8 protein-coding genes are annotated in these 18,142 nt (G+C 75.6%); 1 reads left to right on the top strand and 7 read right to left on the bottom strand.

Annotated elements, in window-relative coordinates; genetic code table 11:
- Positions 1–33: 33 nt before the first annotated feature.
- From MYMAC_RS30865 to MYMAC_RS30895, 7 genes are all read right to left on the bottom strand, one after another.
- Positions 34–735 carry a response regulator transcription factor gene (locus MYMAC_RS30865; protein ID WP_095960668.1) on the bottom strand — a complete coding sequence of 234 codons (702 nt, stop codon included), beginning with the start codon at positions 733–735 and terminating at the stop codon, positions 34–36.
- Positions 732–2,555, bottom strand: a complete 1,824-nt coding sequence (locus MYMAC_RS30870) for a sensor histidine kinase (RefSeq protein WP_095960669.1) — start codon at positions 2,553–2,555, stop codon at positions 732–734. The genes MYMAC_RS30865 and MYMAC_RS30870 overlap by 4 nt, the downstream gene beginning before the upstream one ends.
- Before the next feature lie 9 nt (positions 2,556–2,564).
- Positions 2,565–3,884 carry a YfbK domain-containing protein gene (locus tag MYMAC_RS30875; protein ID WP_239989113.1) on the bottom strand — a complete coding sequence of 440 codons (1,320 nt, stop codon included), beginning with the start codon at positions 3,882–3,884 and terminating at the stop codon, positions 2,565–2,567.
- Between the two features lie 99 nt (positions 3,885–3,983).
- Positions 3,984–4,622 carry a D-alanyl-D-alanine dipeptidase gene (gene ddpX / locus MYMAC_RS30880; RefSeq protein ID WP_095960671.1) on the bottom strand — a complete coding sequence of 213 codons (639 nt, stop codon included), beginning with the start codon at positions 4,620–4,622 and terminating at the stop codon, positions 3,984–3,986.
- A complete protein-coding gene (gene queC / locus MYMAC_RS30885) occupies positions 4,619–5,311 on the bottom strand; it encodes a 7-cyano-7-deazaguanine synthase QueC (RefSeq protein ID WP_043710276.1) in 693 nt (230 codons plus the stop codon). The genes ddpX and queC overlap by 4 nt, the downstream gene beginning before the upstream one ends.
- Positions 5,311–5,916 (bottom strand): hypothetical protein, encoded by a 606-nt coding sequence (locus MYMAC_RS30890; RefSeq protein WP_013937951.1) that lies wholly within the window; start codon positions 5,914–5,916, stop codon positions 5,311–5,313. The genes queC and MYMAC_RS30890 overlap by 1 nt, the downstream gene beginning before the upstream one ends.
- Positions 5,917–5,936: 20 nt before the next feature.
- Complete coding sequence (locus MYMAC_RS30895) at positions 5,937–15,491, bottom strand: flagellar hook-length control protein FliK (protein ID WP_095960672.1); 9,555 nt, start codon at positions 15,489–15,491, stop codon at positions 5,937–5,939.
- 223 nt (positions 15,492–15,714) lie between these two features.
- Here MYMAC_RS30895 and MYMAC_RS30900 point away from each other — a divergent pair, with 223 nt between their 5' ends.
- Entirely contained in the window at positions 15,715–18,138 is a 2,424-nt protein-coding gene (locus MYMAC_RS30900) for a protein kinase domain-containing protein (protein ID WP_239989114.1), read from the top strand.
- The last annotated feature ends 4 nt before the right edge of the window (positions 18,139–18,142 follow it).

Below are 18,142 nucleotides of genomic sequence, written 5' to 3' on the forward strand. Positions count from 1 at the left end.
CCACACGCCTCCCAAGGTTACGCCGCGCCGAGGTCAGGCCGCTTCGATTTCCATGCGGTACCCCACCCCGCGCACCGTCTGGATGGCGAAGCGGGAGGTGCTGTTCCAACCCAGCTTCTTCTTCAGGCTGGAGACGAAGTTGTCCACGGTGTGCGGGTCCACCACGACGTCGCGGCCCCACACCGCGTCCAGGATTTCGTCGCGGCGCAGCACCCGCTCGCGCTCACGCACCAGGAACGCGAGCAGGTCGAACTCCGTCCGTGTCAGCTCCACCGGCGCGCCCGCGGGCGTCTCCACCTTGCGGCGGTCCAGGTCCATCCGGTAGCCCGCGAAGCGCAGGCCCTTCACCGGCGCCGCGCCGGAGCGCCGCACCAGGGCCCCCACCCGCGCCAGCAGCTCGCGCAGCCGGTAGGGCTTGCCCAGGTAGTCCTGCGCGCCGGACTCGAAGCCCCGCACCACGTCATCCTCCAGGGTGCGCGCGGTGAGCATCAACACGGGCGTCGTCACGCCCTCCTCGCGCAGCGCGCGGCACAGCGTGTAGCCGTCACCGTCCGGCAGCATGACGTCCAGCAGGATGAGCTGGAACTCGCGCCGGCCCAGGTGCTCGCGCGCCTCGCGCACGCAGGTGGCCTCCTCCACCGCGTAGCCGCCCTGGTTCTCCAGGTTGTCTCGCAGCGCGAGCCGCAGGTTGGCGTCGTCCTCCACCAGGAGGAGGGCCGGAACGGAGGAGGTCATGTCGTCACCGTGTGAGGAAAGCGAAGCTCGAAGGTGGTGCCTTCCGGGCTGGAGGCGGCCACGCGCAGGGTGCCGCCGTGCACGCGCATGATGCGGCGGCACAGGGCCAGCCCCAGGCCGCTGCCCGGCGCGTCGTGGCCCTGGCCGGGCAGGCGCACGAACTCCTCGAAGGCGCGCTCCCACTGCGCCTGGGGGATGCCCACGCCATTGTCGGAGAAGCGCACGCGGCCATCCGGCAGGGCCTCGATGCGCAGGCGCACCGGGCTGCGGGTGTTGTACGCGCAGGCGTTGCGCGCCAGGTTGGAGAGCAGCAGGCGCAAGAGCTGTCCATCCGCGCGCAGGGAGCAGTCCCCCACGTCCGCCGCCAACTCCACGGGCACCTTGGACCAGGACTCCAAATCCCGGCGCAGCAGGGCCACCAGCTCGTCCAGGCGCACCGGCTCCAGCTTCGGCGCCCAGCGCCCCTTGTCGATGCGGTTGAAGGACAGCAGGTTCTCCACCAGGAAGCCCAGGCCGTCCGCCTCCCGGACGATGCGCGCCGGGTAGTCCCGCGCGTCCGTGCCCTCCGCCAGCCGCCACTCCAGCGTCTCCGCCAGCAGCCGGATGGAGGCCAGCGGCGTGCGCAGTTCGTGCGACACCGTGGCCACGAAGTCGCTCTTCAGCTCCAGGAAGCGCAGCTTGCGTTGCTGCGCCACGAAGGCCAGCGCGGCGATGCCCAGCGCCAGCACCGCGCACGCGGCCACCATGCCCGTCTTCAGCCGGTAGCGCGCCTCCAGCGCGCCCTGGGCCCGCGCCCACTCCGGCGTGTCCACCGAGAGCGGCAGGGCCTCCAGCGGCAGCACCTCCGCGTCCGCCAGCAAGCGCACCTGCCCGTCCGCTTCGAGCAGGCCGCGCTCGCGCATCTCCCGCGTGAGCGACTGGAGCAGCGCGCCCGCGTCCACCGCCACGCCCCGCACGTGGTTGCCGCCGCGCGGCTCCAGGTACCACCCCGCGCGCACCAGCGAGGGGCCCGGGAGCGCCCTGGGCAGCGGCAGCGGCTCGGGCGCCAGCTCGGCGGCGCGGGCCTCGAAGTCCGTCACCGGCACGCCCGCCTTCGAGGAGAGCGCCACGATTCGCTCGCGCAGGAAGTCGAAGTCCTCCTTCGTGAAGCGCGCGCGGCGCAGCAGGAGCAGCCGCTGGAGGCCGTCCAGCCGCCCGCTGCGGCCATCCGCCAGCCCGTCCCGCACCAGCGCGTGCATCAACTGGGGCACGGGGTCCCCCCGCTCCACCAGCGACTCCAGCACCACCAGGAAGCCCGGCACGTCGCGCGTGGAGGCCAGCACGTACTGCGAGCGGTGCTGGAGCAGCGCCATCAGCGCCACGGTGGACGCGCGGCGGTCGCCGCGGGACAGGGCCCGGTCCACCTCGCGAATCAGCGCGAGCCGCTCCGCCCAGGGGTCCTCCACCTCGTCCGCCCGCTCCGTGCCGGCGCGCAGGCCCGCGTAGCGCGCCTTCGCGGGCGTGTCCTCGCCCGTGTCGTGGAGGGCCAGCCGGGGCAGGAGTTGCGTGCCGCGCTCGCGCAGGTAGAGGCCCGTCGCCGGGGCGAGCGGGTCCAACGCGGCGGCCTCCAGGGCGGGGCGCGCCGCCTCCAGCCTGTCTCGCAGGGACTGCGCCAGGGAGGCGCGGGCGTACTGCTCCAGGGCCTCCCGGCGGGAGTCGAGCGAGGCCTGCGCGTCATCCCGCTCGGCGGCGAAGATGCGCTGGAGCGAGCCCAGGCCCCAGGCCAGCCCGATGAAGCCCAGGAGGAGCGCGATGAGGGTGGGCAGCAGCCGGCGGAGCATCGCAGCGGCTCAATTCCCCAGCGGGGGCACGTCGTCGAAGTCCGAGCTTCCCGTGGGCGCCAGCCGCTCGAAGCGGTCCTTGCGCGTGTCCAGCGCCTGCGCCTTGCGGATGAGCGCCCCCAGCTCCACCACGTCCTCGCGGCCTCGCAGCGGCTCGCCGATGCCCTCCCACAGCGTCAGCAGCCGGGGCCAGTCCAGCGCGCGCGTCCAGAAGGAGCCCCGCAGCTTCTCCGCGAAGGCGGCGGCCACGTAGGCCAGGCGCGTGGACGCGGCGGCCCGGGCGTAGTCGGAGCGCAACATGCTGGAGGGCATCAGCATCTGCACCCGGCGCCAGAGGGTGGAGGTGCCCTGCTCGTAGCGCACCCGGAGCTTCCCGAAGGCGATGGAGGGCGCCTGCAGCTTCACCTCGTGGATGGTGGTGACGCTCTGTCCGGCGGCCAGCGGGAACCGCTCCGTCTCATCGCCCGGGTCCAGCGGCTCCGGGTTCGGCGTCAGGTACTCGTAGCCCAGCAGCCGGTAGCGGGCGACGGCCCGCTGGTTGAACTCCACCTGGACCCCCACCTCGCGGACGGCCTCGCGCGCCTTCACGGTGATTCGCACCACGTGGTAGCCCTTGCGGCCAGGTGAGGGGAAGCCTTCGACGTAGAGCTGGAAGGGGCCGTTCGACTCGCCCTCGTCCCCGGTGGTGAAGCTGTTGATGAAGGCCTCCGTGCGCACCGCGCCCTCCGCGGGGAGGACGTCCCGGGACAGGTAGTCCCGCGCCACGGCGTAGGGGCGGGTGTCCACGGCCACGGGGAACTCCGAGACGCGCGACTCCTCCGTGTCGATGGTGGGGTTCACCCCGAAGCCCCGCGTCTCGACGCCGGAGCCCGGCTTGCCCGATGACGCGCGGTAGACGGTCTGCCACGCCCCATCCGGCACGAGCACGGGAAGGTGCTGCAAGGTCCAGCCGGGTGCCCGCTCCCGGTCATTGTCCAGCGGCGTGGGCGCCAGCACGGCGGGGCGTGCCTGCGCCGCGGCGGAGAGCGCCACGTCCACGCGGGCCTCCTGCCCGGCCTTCACCGTGACGTCCGTCCGGCTGAGCGCCTGGAACGCCTCCTTCTCGAAGCGGAGCGCGTAGACGCCCTCGGCGAGCTGGGGAAAGCGGAAGCCCCCCTGCGCGTCCGTCACCGTGGAGCGGGGCTCCGTCAGCCCGGGCGACGTCGCGGTGACGCGCACCTCGGCGAGGGGGCGCTTGTCGCTGGCGCGCACGACGGTGCCAGCGAGGCTCCCAGCCGCCAGCGCGGGCGCGGACAGCAGCAGGAGGAAGAGATAGAGGGTGGGCTTCATCGTGGGTGCCATCCCGGGCCACGCACGCCGTGACCACCCTTGGGGAGGTGCCCGCAGCGTGCCGCAGGCGGGCCCTCCGTTCATCATGGTTTCATCATGTCATGGGGGAGAGAAGGGCACGTCCAGCACGGGGCGCTTCCTCGCGTCCGGCAAATCGTAGTGCCACCACTCCATCCGGTTGCGCTTGAAGCCCGCACCCTCCATGGCCTCGCGCAGGATTTCACGGTGCTTGCGCGACGCCTCGGTGCCGCCCGTGTACCCGTGGTGCGCGGCGCGGGTGAAGGTGTCGAAGGGGGTGGGCATCTCCACCGCCTTGCCATCCAGCGTCGTCAGCGTGAGGTCCACCGCCCCGCCCCGGTTGTGGTTGGAGCCGGTGCGCGGGTTGGCGACGTAGCCGGGCACCGGCATGATCTCCCACATCTGGTACTGCACCGCGCGCGGCCGGTAGCAGTCGTACACCTTCAGCCGGTAGCCCTGGGCGCGCAGCACGTCCGCGGCCTTCTTCAGGCGCTGGGCGGACTCCGGCAGCAGCAGGCAGCGCGCCGTGTCCGGGTACACCTTCTTCTTGAGGAAGTTGTCCGCCGTGGCGTAGCGCAGGTCCACGCCCAGGTCCTTCACCACCGTGGTGGCGTCCACCAGGGGTGAGGCGGCCTTCGGCGTCCCCGCGTCCTCGGCCCACGCGGCCCCGGACGACAGGCCCAGCGCCAGCACCACGCCCCAGCGCGCGCGCGGCGTCACGCGGACTCCGTGTAGCGCGTGGGGTCCGGGACGCCTGCTTCCTCGAAGCCCTTCTTGCGCAGCACGCAGCTGTCACAGCGCCCGCACGCGCGGCCCTGGGCGTCCGGGTCGTAGCAGGAGTGCGTCAGCCCGTAGTCCACGCCCAGCTTCACGCCCTCGCGGATGATGTCCGCCTTCGTCAGGCCGGACAGCGGCGCGTGCACGGTGAAGCGCGCGCCCTCCACGCCCGCCTTGGTGGCCAGGTTGGCCATGGACTCGAAGGCGCGGATGAACTCCGGGCGGCAGTCCGGGTAGCCGCTGTAGTCCACCGCGTTGACGCCGATGTAGAGGTCCGTGCTGCCCACCACCTCCGCCAGTCCCAGCGCCAGCGAGAGGAACAGCGCGTTGCGCGCCGGCACGTACGTCACGGGGATGCCGTGGCTCAGCTCGTCCGCGGGCCGGTCCTTGGGCACCTCGATGTCCGCCGTCAGCGCGGAGCCGCCCACCTGCCGCAGGTCGATGGACACCACCCGGAAGTCCGTCACGCCCATGGCCGCGGCGACCTGCTTCGCCTGCTCCAGCTCCACCGCGTGCCGCTGCCCGTAGGCCACCGCCAGACAGACGGGCTCGAAGCCCTTCGCCTTGGCCATGGCCAGGCACGTCGTCGAATCCAGCCCGCCCGAAATCAACACCACCGCGCGCTTCACCATCAATCCCTCCGCTCTCCCTGCACGGTGTACACCGTGGTGCAGGTGCTCGGCTGGCAATTGCAGTTGCGGGTGCCCGGCAGGAAGACGTCCGTGAGGGAGCCGCACGCCAGTGACACGTCGTAGCCGTTCTCCGTGGGGCCGGGCACCGAGCCGTCGGGGACGCCGCCGTCGAACTGGCGGCAGTCGCGGTTGAGGGTGCGCGCCTGGCTGTCGCTGAAGAGCGTCACCTTCAGCGTCTCCTCGATGGCGGAGTCCTCGCAGCCGGTGCCACACGTCGCGCGCGGCGCGTTGGCCCTCAGCGTGGAGGTGGCCACCTGCCCGTCATAGCCCGCGTCCCGCGAGTAGCCCTGCACGGTGAAGAAGCCCGTGCCCGCGTCCGTGTCTCGCGAGAAGGTGCCCTCGAAGAGGAACACCCCGGCGTCGTTGAGCTGCGCGAAGTCCGGCACCGACGCGTCGCACGTGGTGCGCGCGGCGTCCAGCCGGGCCTCGAAGCGGAACGAGCCGAGCACCTGGTCGCCCGGGTACACGGGTTCGGAGTAGCAGGCCATCGCCACGGCGACGGCCGTGGCGGGCAGGGCGGCGAGAGCGAGTCGCTTCAGGTGCATGGCGCCGCCACGCTACACGTTCAGACGTCGCCCAGCACGCAAAGGGCCAGCGCCCGGAAGGTGTCGCCGCGAGCGAGCACGGCGCCTACATCCACCTGCGACGGGTCCCCTCCGCGCACCTCCGCGTCGAGCCGCGCCAGGACACGCCCCGCCGCCAGCGAGGCCGGCACGGCGCGGAAGGCCGCCACCGCCGCGGCTTCAAGCCCCGGCACGGCGCCGGGACGGGCCAGCTTGACGCCGTCCTCCCCCAGCGCCAGCGCCAGCGCGCACAGGTAGGCCAGCTCGGAGGCGCCGAAGCAGGACAGCGCGCCCGCGCCCAGCACCAGCACCTCGCCGTTGGCCAGGTACGCCTCCACGCCGCCCACCGGGTCCACCACGAGCTGCAGCGAGCCCGCGCCCAGCGAGGCGAGGACGGGACGCAGCGCGGCGGCGAGCCGGGGCAGGCGCTCGGCCGTCACCGGCACCGCGTCCGCGGGCACCGGGTGCTCGAAGCCCGACGGCAGCGGCAGCGGCAGCGCGGACACCGGGGCCTGAGGCGCCGCCGCGTCGCTGGAGGCCAGGGCCGCGCCCACGCCGTCCGCGCGCTGCGAGTCCTCCGTCCGGCCCAGGGCCAGCAGGGCCTCCGCGTAGAGCGTCCATCCGTCCACGTCCAACGGCCGCTCGCGCAGCAGGTGCGGCCAGAGGCGGACCGCCAGGGCGACGCCTTCGGGCACCGCGGAGAGGTGCTCGGCGGCCAGGCGGGTGACTTCCGGGGACAGGTGGCCCGCGTCGAAGAGGCGCGCGGCGAGCCGGGCGCCGGGCGACACGAGCTGCGCGTCCAGGTAGCCGCGGAGGATGGCCTCCAGCACGGCGGGCTCGTCGGTGAGCCGCTCGCGCAGGCGCAGCGCCTCGCCCGTGAGGCCCCGCTCCTCCGCCAGCCGCGCGCGGCGGGCCAGCCGGTCGTCCGTCTCCGGGAGCTGTTCGAGCTGCGCGGCGGCGTCCGCCACCATGCCCAGGGCCTCGTAGGCGTCCGCCAGCCGCTCGCGGTAGATGATGGCCGCGTCGGCGCCGGCCGCCTGCTCCAGCCGCTCCACCAGCGAGACGAAGACGGCGGGCTCCTCGCCCAGGTCCACCAGCGACAGCAGGTGCCGCAGGGAGTGGAGCTGCGCGGGGTCATCCTTCAGGGCCTGCTCGAAGGCCTCGCGCGCCTCGGGGAGCTGCTCCAGCGGGCTGAGCAGCAGCTCGCCCCGCTCCAGGTGCAGGACGGCGCGCGCCTCCGCCTCCGTCTCCACCTCGGCGAGCTGCACCAGCGTGCGCACGCAGGCCTCGTAGCGGCCCAGCTCCAGCTCCAGCGCGTGGCGCTCGCGCAAGAGCGCCTTGCGCCGCGAGGGCCAGCCGTCCGCCGCCATGGCCAGGGCTTCCACCCGCGCCGGGCCCGGCTGCGCGTGCACCTGCGCCAGCACCGCCTCCGCCAGCGGCTCCGGGAGCTTCTCCAGCGAGGGCAGCAGCAGCGTCAGACGGGCCGCGAAGCCCGGCTCGGGCGCCAGCTCCTCCAGCGCGCGCAGGCGCGGCAGCACCGGGGCCGCCGCAGAGCGGAGCACCTCGTCCCGCAGCGCCACCGCGAACGCGGCGTCACGCGCGGCGGACAGGCCCGCCAGCTCCAGCAAGCCCTCCGCGTCGTCCTCCGCGCGCAGGCCATCCGCCAGGGCGGCGGCGTGCGCCGGGTCGGCGTCCGCGAGCGCGGCCAGGGCCCACAGCGCCTCGCGCGTGCGCGCCTGGTCGCCCGCCTGCGCGGCCATGGCCAGCGCGTCCGTCAGCTCCCCCGCGGCCATGGCGGGCGCGAAGCCCACCTCCAGCGCGCGGGCGAAGGCGCCCAGCCGGCCGAAGCGCTCGGCCAGCTCCGCGGGCGCGAGCATGTCCGGCGCCTCGGTGGCGATGCGCTCGAACACCTCCAGCGCCTCGCCGTGCTCGCCCGCCTTCTCCCAGAGGCCCGCGGCCTCCAGCAGCAGCGGGGGCCGCTCCTCCGGCGCCGCCAGCCGCGCGGCCTGGAGCAGCGCCCGCGCCGCGCGAGGCGCCTCGCCCGACGCGCGGTACAGGTGCGCCACGCGCAGCGCGGCGTCGACGTCCGGCTCCACCGCGGCGGCGTCCTTGGCCGCCTTCAGCGCCGCGGGCAGCTTCCCGGCGGCCTCGAAGCCCCGCGCGGCGGCCAGCAGCAGCACCTGACGCTCGCGGCCGGAGACCAGCTCCGCGCGCGCCACCTGCACCTCGGCGCGGCGCTCGGGGGCGTCCTTCAGCAGCGGCTCCAGGGCCTCCAGCGCGTCCGCGTAGCCCGCGCCCGAGGCGCCCCGCGCGGCCACTTCCTCCAGCGCCTCACGGGCCAGGTCCTCGCGGCCCGCGTCGCGCGCGAGCCCGGCCAGCTCCAGCCGCAGCACCGCGGCCTCGTCGGCGTCCTCCACGCGCGGCACCAGCCGCTCCAGCGCCTCCAGCAATCGCGTGGACTCGCCGCGCTGGCGCAGGCCGGCCACCAGGGCCTGGAGGGCCGTGAAGTCTTCCGGCGCGGCCTCCGCGGCGCGCTGGGTCAGCGTCCAGGCCGCGTCTTCATCCGCCAGCGAGCTGGAGGCCACCGACGCGGCGGCCAGCAGCAGCTCCGCGGCGCGACGCCCACCAGCCGCCTCCGCGCCCGAGGCGTACACGTCCAGCAGGTCGCCATGGCGTCCCAGGGCGTGCAGGCCCACCACGGCCCGGTCGATGACGGACGCGTCCGCGGGCCGCAGGCGCGCCAGCGGCAGCAGCGCGTCGATGGCGTCCTTCGGGTCGTCGAAGAGGTCCGCCGCGCGGCGGTACAGCACCTCGGCGGTGGCGGAGTCCTCCGCCCGGCGCGCGAGCTGGAGCGACGCCCGGTAGAGGCCCGGCGCGTTGCCCGTGCGCGAGTGGACCTCGGCCAGCAGCGACAGCGCCTCCTGGCCGCGCTCACCCTCCGGCTCCAGGACCACCACGGACTCGAAGGCGTCCGCCGCGTCGTGGAACGCGCCCGCGCCCAGCGAGGCGTGCCCCAGCCGCAGCCAGGTCCGCGTGCGCACCGGCACCGGCAGCGCGTCCCCGCCCACGTCCAGCAGGCGGCGGTCATAGGGCCGCGCGGCGACGGGGCCTCCGCCCTTCGCGGCCAGCTCGGCGCGCGCGGCCAGGGCGTCCACGTCATCCCCCGCCAGGGAGAGGTATTCGTCGAAGGCCTCGGCGGCCAGCAGCGCCTCGCCCGCGTCCAGCAGGCGGGTGGCGCGCTCGCGCAGCAGCGGCAACGCGTCCGCCGTGGACAGCGCCGCGGCCCGCTGGGACAGCAGGTCCGCCAGCCGGCGCACGTCACCGGCCGCGCGCTCGCGCACGCGCTCGAAGGCCTCCGCGCTCGCGGGGCTCAGCTCGAAGGCCTGGTCCTCGCACAGCAGCGCCCGCTCCCGGGCACCCGCGGCGCGGAAGGCCCTGGCGGCGGCCAGGTAGCTCTCCGCGGCGCCCGCGGCCTCCTGGCGCTGGGCCCGGCGCAGCATCAGCTCGGCCAGCGCCTGGTGGTCCTCGGCCTCCTCCAGGAAGGCCAGGTGCCGGGCGAAGACGGGCTCGCGGAACGGGTCCGCCTCCAGCAGCACCGCGTCGAACTCCGCGGCGTCGGCGTGGCGGTTCACCTCGTGCAGCAGCTCCGCCGCCTGCGCGGTGAGCTCCAGGTCGTCCGGGCGCGCGCCACGCGCCGCGATGAAGGCCGCGGCGGCGGCGTCGGGGCGCCCCGCCCTGTCGCGGTACAGCACGGCGGCGCGCAGGAACAGCTCCGCGCGGCGGCCCGCGTCGGGCTCGCCTTCGGCGCACTCCTCGTACCAGGCCGCCAGCTCCGCCAGCCGGCCGTCGCTCTCCAGGAGCTTCTCCAGCAGGCCCTCGGCCTCCGTCAGCGCCCGGTCCTTGCGCAGCGCCGAGCGCAGCAGCTCCTCGGCCTTCGCCGCGTCCGACAGCACGCCCAGGTTCAGCCGCGCCAGCCGCAGCAGCACCGCGGCGGCCTCGCCTGGGGCGTCCAGCAGCGGCAGCGCGCGCTCCAGCCAGCGCGCCTCGGCCACGGCGTCGTCGCGGCGCTCGGCCATCGCGGCGCCCAGCTTCGCGGTGCCCAGGTCCACGGCCAGGCCGAAGGCGCGCTCCAGCGCGGCCTCCGCGCCCGCCGAGTCCAGCTTCACGTCGCGCAGCAGCTTCGCCCGGTAGCGCTCGCACGCGGCGGCCTCGGACTGCTGCCCCCGGGCCTCCAGCAAGTCCCTCGCGTCCGCCAGGGCCCGCAGCGCGTCGTCCGCGCGGCCCAGGTCCACCGCGAGCCGGGCCTCTTCCTGATAGGCCTCCAGCGCCGCGTCCGGGTCCTCCGCCTGGAGGCTGAGGGTGGCCACCTGGCGCAGCTCGGCGAGCAACTCCAGCGTGCGGCCCGCCTCCCGGTGCAGCGCCGCCAGCCGGCGACGCAGCGGCAGCGGCTCGGACGCCATCGACGCCGCGCGAGACAGCAGCGAGGCCGCCACGCCCGCGTCCGCGAGCACCTCGCGGGCCCGCGCCGACAGCTCGACGAGCCGCTGCACGGTGTCCTCGGAGGGCGCCAGCGCGTGCGCGTGGGTGACGCGCACCTCGAAGGCGCCGCGCGGGTCGTCCTTCTCCAGCAGCGCGGCCAGGCGCAGCACGGCGGCCTCGCACAGGGGCCGCTCGGCGAGCAGCTTCCGGTATGCGGCCACCGCGCGCTTCGTCTCACCGGCCTGCTCGGCCAGCTCCGCCAGCCGCAGCCACGTGGACTCGGCGGCCTCGGGCGCGCTCCGGAAGTCCGCCGCGGCGGCGAGCGCGTCCTGGAGCGGCAGCGCCTCGATGACCGCGCCGCGCAGGTAGAGCAGCTCCGCCAGCGACGCCAGCTCGGCCCCCTGCGCGGGGACCAGCGCGTGGGCCTTGCGCGCCAGCTTCAGCGCCTTGTCCAGGTCGTGCGCGCCCTGCGCGTAGCCCGCGCCCTCGCGCAGCAGCCCGGCGGCGTCCTGGGGCGTGGCGCTCTCCGCCGCCGTCTCCAGCAGCGCGGCGGCCTCGCGCAGCTCACCGCGCTCCGCCACCAGCGACACGAGGCGGCGGCGAACGGCGGCGTCGGACGGAGACAGGCGCAGCGCCTGCCGCAGCGCGGCCTCGGCGGGCACCGGCTGCGACAGCCGGTCCAGGTGGAGGTTGGCCAGCTCGGCGTACATCGCGGCCGCCTCGGCGGGCGGCACGTGCGGCGCCTCGGCCGCGAGCAGCTCCGCCAGCGCGGCCCAGTCCTCGCGCGTCCGCAGCACGCGCTGGAGCGCGGCGGTGGCCTGCGCGTGCCGGGGCGCCAGCGCGAGCGCCGACTCCAGGCTCTGTCCCGCCTCCTCCAGGTGGCCGCTGGACTCCAGCAGCGCGGCGCGGGCCAGCAGCGCCTCCACGCGGCGCGGCGTGGGGCCCTGGAGGGACGCCTCGGCGAGCGCGGCGGCCTCCTCCTCCGGCTTGCCGTCCCGGTGGGCCAGCTCGGCCAGGGAGAAGAAGGCGTCACAGCGCTCCGCCGCGGACAGCTCCAGGCCAATGGCCGCGCCCAGGGCCTCGCGCGCGAGGACGCGCGCGTCCTTCTCCACCAGCGTGGCGGACAGGGACAGCAGGCGCTCGCGGGCGCGGGCCGCGAGGTTGGCGTCGGCGGACACGGCGCGGCGCCACACGTCCAGCTCCGCGGCCTCGTCCCCGGACTCGCGCGCCAGCTCGGTCAGCGCCAGCAGCAGCGGCGCGGGACGGCGAGTGCCCTTCGCCGCCTCCGAGAAGTCGTCGCGCGCGGCGGCCACCCGGCCCGCGGCGCGGTGGAGCACGGCGCGCCGGGCCAGCAGCTCCGCGCGCGCCTCGCCCGAGGCGGCGGCCACGAGCGTGCTCAGCAGCTCCAGCCGCTCCGTCTCCTCCTCGTGCGTGCCGGTGCCGGGCGGGGGCAGCAAATCCAGCAGCGCCTGGGCCGCCCAGGTGTCGTGCGGCTCCTCCAGGCGCAGGCTGCGCAGCGCGTCCACCGCGGCGGTGGCGCGTCCCAGGCCCAGCGACAGCTCCGCCAGCTCGCGGCGCGCGGCGCGGCGCGGCTCGCCCGACAAGCGCGGCCACAGCTCCACCAGCAGGTCCGCCAGGGCCTCACGGGCGCCGGCCTTGCGGTGCAGCGCGGCCAGCTCCACCCGCGCGTCCAAGTCCTCCGGCGCGCGGGCGCTGTACTCGGCCAACAGACGGCGGGCCGCGTCCGTGCGGCTCGCGCGCACCGCGGCGGTGGCGGCCTTGCGCGTCAGGGTGACGCGCTCGCTCTCGCGCGGGGCATCGCCGTCCGCGGGGGGCAGCGCCAGCACCGCCTCGAAGTCCTCCAGCGCGGCGCGGGCATCCGTGGGCAGCCGCAGCTCGCCCCGGCGCTGGCGCGCGGGCGCGTAGCTCGCGTCACGCTCCAGCGCGTCGGCGAGGAAGGCCTCCTCGCGGCTGGTGCCCGCCGCGAGCAGCGAGGCGCGGAACAGCAGCTTCGCGCCAGCCCGGGCGTCGGGCACCAGCGCGGCGCGGCGCGCGTACAGGCGCGCGGCCTCCAGCTTCTCACCGCGCTCCAGCTCCAGCTCGGCCAGCGACTCCAGCACCTCGACGGCCAGCGGGCCCTCGGGGCTCGCCTCCAGCGCGGCCGTCAGGCGCATCAGCGCGGCGGCGTTCTCCCCCCGCGCCAGCAGCGCGCGGGCGCTCTGGAGGAACAGCGGCGCGGCCTCCTCGGCGCGGTCGGCGCCCATCAGCGCCTGGGCGCGGCTGGCCCACAGCTCGGCCAGGGCCTGCGCCTCGCCGGCCTCCGTGTAGAGCGCCTCCAGGCGCGCGGCCAGCGCATCATCCAGCCGGCGCAGCGGGAAGGCCTGCGCATACGCGGCGATGGCGCCCTCGCGGTCGCCCAGCATCTCGCACGCGCGGCCCAGCCGGGAGCGCACGTCCGCAAGCTTCTCCGGCGCCGCCGTGCGCGGCAGCGTGGACAGCAAGGTCTCCAGCGCGCGCCGGGCATGCTCCGGGCGCTCGCAGCGCAGTGACAGGTCCGCCAGGTCCAGCAGCACCGCGGCGTCCGGCGCCAGCCGCGCGGCCTTCTCCAGCGCCACCAGCGCGTCACCCACGCGGCCCAGCCGGGCCTCCAGCACCCCGGCCAGCTCGCGCAGCGCCGCCGCGGCCAGCCGTTTGTCACCCTGCGCCTCGGCCACCCGCGCGCGCACCTCCAGCGCGTCGGCCAGGCCCGCCATGTCGGCGCGCTTGCGCTGCAGGCCGCACAGCTCGCCCAGCGCGGGCAGGTCATCCGGCTCGGCGCGCAGCACCTCCTGGAGCGCGTGGACGGCCAGGTCCAAATCGAAGGCCAGGTCGCGCGCGGCCACCGCGAGCCGGCGGTACTTCTGCGCGCGCTCCTTCAGGTCCGTGGACAGCCGCGCCAGCGAGGACAGGCACCGCGTCAGCAGCGCGCCGTCGCGCCGGGCCTCGGCCAGCGCCAGCAGCGACTCCAGCGCGGGCCGGTGGTCGCCGTCCGCCTCCAGCGCCAGCAGCAGCAACCGCTCCGCCTTCTCCGGCTGCTGCAGCTTGCCCCGGTACAGCTCGCCCGCCTCGGCCCAGGCCGCCGCGCGCTTGCCCGGCGCGTCCTGGAGCGCCGCGGCCTTCTCCAGCGCCTCCGCCAGCTCCTGCGAGCGGCCGGTGGCGCGGAAGTACGGAATCAGCTCCTCCAGCGCCACCGCGTCGCGCGGGTCCAGCGCCAGCGCGGACTCCAGGTGCTCCCGCGCGCGCGCCGGGTCCCCCAGCCGCGTGCGGTACAGCCGCGCCAGGGCGTGGTGGCTGGCGTGCGCGGCGTCGCGCACCCCCTCCGAGCGCGGCGCCGGCCCCGCCAGCTCCAGCGCCTGCTGGTAGCCCGCGAGCGCCTCCTGCAACCGGCCCAGGCCCTCCGCCACGCGCGCGGCGGCGAACAGCGGCTCCGGCTCGCCGGGCAGGAGCGACACGGCCTCGCGGAAGCGCAAGAGCGCGTTCTCCGGCTGCTTCAGGCCCTCGTCCCACACGCGGCCGGCCATCAGGTCGGCGTGGCCCACCCGGTCCAGCTCGTGGCGGCCCATGGCCACCTCGCGCAGGCGGTCCAGGGCCTTCAGCGCGCGCAGGTGCTCCCCGCCGCGGTGGCACAGCTCGCCCAGGAGCAGCAGCGCGTCCGGGTGGTCCGGCGCCAGCCGCAGCGCGGCCTCGCAGTGCAGGCGCGCGCCGGCGATGTCGTCCTCCGTCTGCGCGCACAGCCGGGCCAGGTGCACGTGCGCATCGGCGGCCTCGGCCGGGTCGCGAGCGAGCGCCGCCAACCGGCGGTAGGCCCGCACCGCGCCGGCCCTGTCCCGCGCCTGGTCGGACGCGCGCGCCAGCGCCTTGAGGGACGGCAGGTGGTCGGGCTTGAGGCCCAGCAGCTCGTGCAGCGCCTTCACCGCCACCTGCGGCGCGGTGTCGCGCGAGCAGCGGGCGGCGGCCTCGGCGGCGAAGAAGGCCGCGGCCTCCTCCGAGGTCCGGCGCGCCAGCGCGCACAGCGCCAGGTAGCGCTCGGCGGCGCGGGCCCCCTCGCCCCGGCGCTCGCGCACCACGGCCTCGCCCCAGAGCGCCGCGGGGCTGCGGTCCCTGCGGCGTTGCAGCGTCGCCGCCACGTCCAGGGCCAGGTCGTGCGCCTGCGGGTCCGCCACCATCAGCGACAGCAGCCGCTCGGCGGCGAAGGGGTGCGCGTCCTGCGCGTCCCCCGCCTGGAGGTACGCCTGGCGCGCGTCGGCCAGCCGGCCCTGCGCGATGAGCCCCTCCGCGTCCGCGAAGGCGCGCGCGCCCTCCAGCGCCAGCAGCAGCTCCTCGTCCGGCGGCGACGGCGGCGGCAGGCCGCCCGCGGAGAAGCGCAGGCGCAGGCCCGTGCTGGAGACCTCCGCCGCCGACAGGCGCGCGGTGTCCAGCGTCGGCATCTTGTAGCCGCGGCTCACCGCCGCGAGCTGGCACAGCGCGGGCAGCACGCGCGTGGAGAACCCCGTGGCCCCGCGCACCTCCACGTCCGGCACCAGCGCCAGCGCGCCCACGGCCGCGGACAACAGCCCCGGCACCTGCACCGACGGCGTGGAGGAGAAGCCGTAGAGGCGCACGTCATAGAGGTAGACGGCGAGCCGCTCCCCGTCCGCGTCGAAGGCCACCTTGAAGGTGAAGGGCGTGTGCTCGGGCGCCGGCAGCCGGCCCTGGCCTTCCAGGTAGCCGGGCCGGAAGTGCAGGCGCAGCTCCTCGATGCCGGCCAGCCGCCCCGCCAGCTCCGCCACCCGGCGCGTCACCAGGTCCGCGTCGATGGACAGCTCGAGGAAGCCGAAGTGCAGCTTCTTGCGCTGGTACCGCGTGGCCCCGGCGCTGACGTTGAAGGGGAAGCTGACGTCTGGAATCTGGAGCGCGAAGTCGGAGATGCGCAGGCCCGGCAGGACCTCCAGCGCCGGGAAGCCCACGAACGCCCTGCGGTCCAGCAGGCGCAGTTCGGGGGCGGCGGCGCGTGCATCGAGCGCCGTGGCGGGCTTGGGAGAGTCGCTTTCGGTGGCCATCGCGGGAGCTGGGACGTTAGCACGGGGTCCAAGCCCTCGAAATTTCTGGCAAACCCCCGCTTGTAGGGCAAGCAACGAGACGTGATGGCTCCCCGGCTCCCGCGTGAAGGAACGGGCTGCACCCTGGCGCGAAGTCGGACAAGATGCGCCCCGCGTGTTGGCCCCCGACTCCCTCGTCCTCGACGGTCGCTTCCGGGTTCTCCGTCCGCTGGGCTCAGGCGGGATGGGAGAGGTCTACCTTGGCGAACAGGTCTCCTTGGGCCGCAAGGTGGCCATCAAGGTCCTCCACCATGACCTCCACGCCCAGGCGGGCATGGCGGAGCGCTTCAAGCGCGAGGCGCGCCTGCTCTCCGCCGTGGAGCACCCGGCCGTGGTGCGCATCGTCGACTTCGGCGAGTCTGGCGACCACGCCTGCCTCGTCATGGAGTTCGTCGAGGGTGAGAGTCTGTATGACGTGCTCACCCCGGGCCCCATGCCGCCGGGCCGCGCGCTGCCGCTGCTCCAGCAGCTGGCGGAGGGCCTGGCCGCCATCCATGACAAGAGCATCATCCACCGCGACCTGAAGCCGGAGAACGTCTTCATCTCCAAGAGCGCCCGGGGCGAGCAGGCCCGGCTGCTGGACTTCGGCATCGCCCGGCTGGTGGAGCCGGACGCCGCCAGCAGCGTCAGCCAGATTGGCGTGGTGCTGGGCACGCCGGAGTACCTGTCCCCCGAGCAGGCCGTGGGCGCGAAGGTGGACACGCGCAGCGACCTGTACTCGTTCGGCGTGCTGACCTACCGCGTGCTGTCCGGGCGGCTCCCGTTCGACGGGCCCCTGCCGCGCAACTTCCTGTCGCAGCACGCGTCCGCCGCGCCGCTCCCGCTGGACCGGGCGGCCCCCACGCTGTCGCGCTACGTGGGTCTGCTGTCGCTGGTGATGCGCCTTTTGGAGAAGGACCCGGGCAAGCGCCCCCAGAATGCGCACGAGCTGGCGGACGCGCTGGCCGCGGCGCACTCCGCCCTCTCCGCCTTCACGCCCGGCCTGGGCACCCCCGCCTACGTCCCGCCGCCGGGCAACGGCGCCACGCCCTCCTCCGGCACCGCCGTGTTCGGCGCCGGCGGCCCCACGGGGAGCAGCGCCGGCCCCACGGGCACCGCGGCCTTCGCGGGAGGCGCCCCGGCGCCGCAGCCGGGCAGCGGCACCGCGGCGTTCGGCGCGGCCTCCAGCGGCGGCTCGGCCTCGGGCGCCGTGCCGGTGGCCTCCCCGCGCACGGGGACGGCGGCCTTCGGGATGAAGCCCTCCGGCAGCATGGCCGCGGTGACGGGCGGCGGCGCGTCGGTGGTGAAGCCGCAGAACCTCACGGTGATGCTCACCGACATCCAGGGCTTCACCGAGCGCACCAGCCGGCAGACGCACGAAGAGAACGCGCGGATGCTGGAGACGCACGACAAGCTGCTGATGCCCCTGGTGAAGGAGCACGACGGGCGGCTGGTCCAGAAGCGCGGAGACGCGCTGCTGGTGGTGTTCCGCTCCCCCACCTCGGCGGTGCTGTGCGGCATGGCCATGCAGGACCGGCTGTGGCGCCACAACCAGACGGTGCCGGAGCTGGACCGCCTCAACGTGCGCGTCTGCCTGCACGCCGGTGAGGTGCTCGCCACGACCGACACCGTGCTGGGCGAGCCCATGGAGGTCGTCGAGGCCGTGGAGCACGTCGCCAGCGCGGGCGAGGTCACCTTCACCGAAGCGGTGAACCTGGCGCGCAACCGCGCGGAGGTCACCGCCGAGCCCTGCGGCACCATCGCCCTGCCCGGCCGCGACGAGCAACTCCAGCTCTACCGCTGCGAGCGCGCCGCGGAGGGCCCGCCCTTTGGTGACCGGTTCGCCTCGCAAGGCGGCCGGGCCAGCGCGCTCGCGCCCCTGCTGGCGAAGCTCCAGACGGTGAAGCTGCCCACGGGATGGGGGGAGCTGCTGCGGCACCGGCGGCGAGAGGCGGCGCTGGTCGCCGGCGCGGTGGTGCTCCTGGCCGCTGGCGCCGCGTGGCTGGGCCAGCGCAACGACGCCGGCGCGCGGGCCTTCGCGCTGCTGGAGGATGGGAAGCTGGACGAGGCCCTGGCGCTGATGGACGGCGCCACCGACGAGGAGAAGGAGCTGCCCTCGCTGCGGCGCGCGCGCGTGGCGGCGCACCATTCCAAGGGGCACCACATCAGCGAGCGGACCGCGCTCAACCACCTGAAGGAGGAGGAGCTCGAGGACCTGGAGCCGCTCATCCTCGACGGGCTGGCGGAGGACTACGGCAAGGAGCAGCTCACCGTCCTTGAGAGGTCCCTGGCCCGCATCCCGAAGGACCGCGTGCGCGCCCACTACGAGGACCTGGCCGAGGAGGCGTACTCCCTGCGCCAGTGGGGCGCGCTGCGCTACCTGGAGTTCGCCAAGGCCGCGGACGGGGTGGACCTGGTCCGGGCGTACAGCGAGGCGCTGAATGCGTCGGACTGCGACATCCGCACCCAGGCCGCCAACCGGCTGGCGGGACTGGGGGACGCGGATGCCATCCCCGCCCTGGAGCGCGTCACCGGGCTGCCCAGGGAGAAGGGCGTGTTCGGGAGCAAGGACTGCGGCCACGAGGCAGCCGCGGCGGCCATCAAGTCGCTCAAGAAGAAGCACGACTGACGCC

It is taken from the genome of Corallococcus macrosporus DSM 14697, assembly GCF_002305895.1.
In the GTDB taxonomy this organism is placed as follows: domain Bacteria; phylum Myxococcota; class Myxococcia; order Myxococcales; family Myxococcaceae; genus Myxococcus; species Myxococcus macrosporus.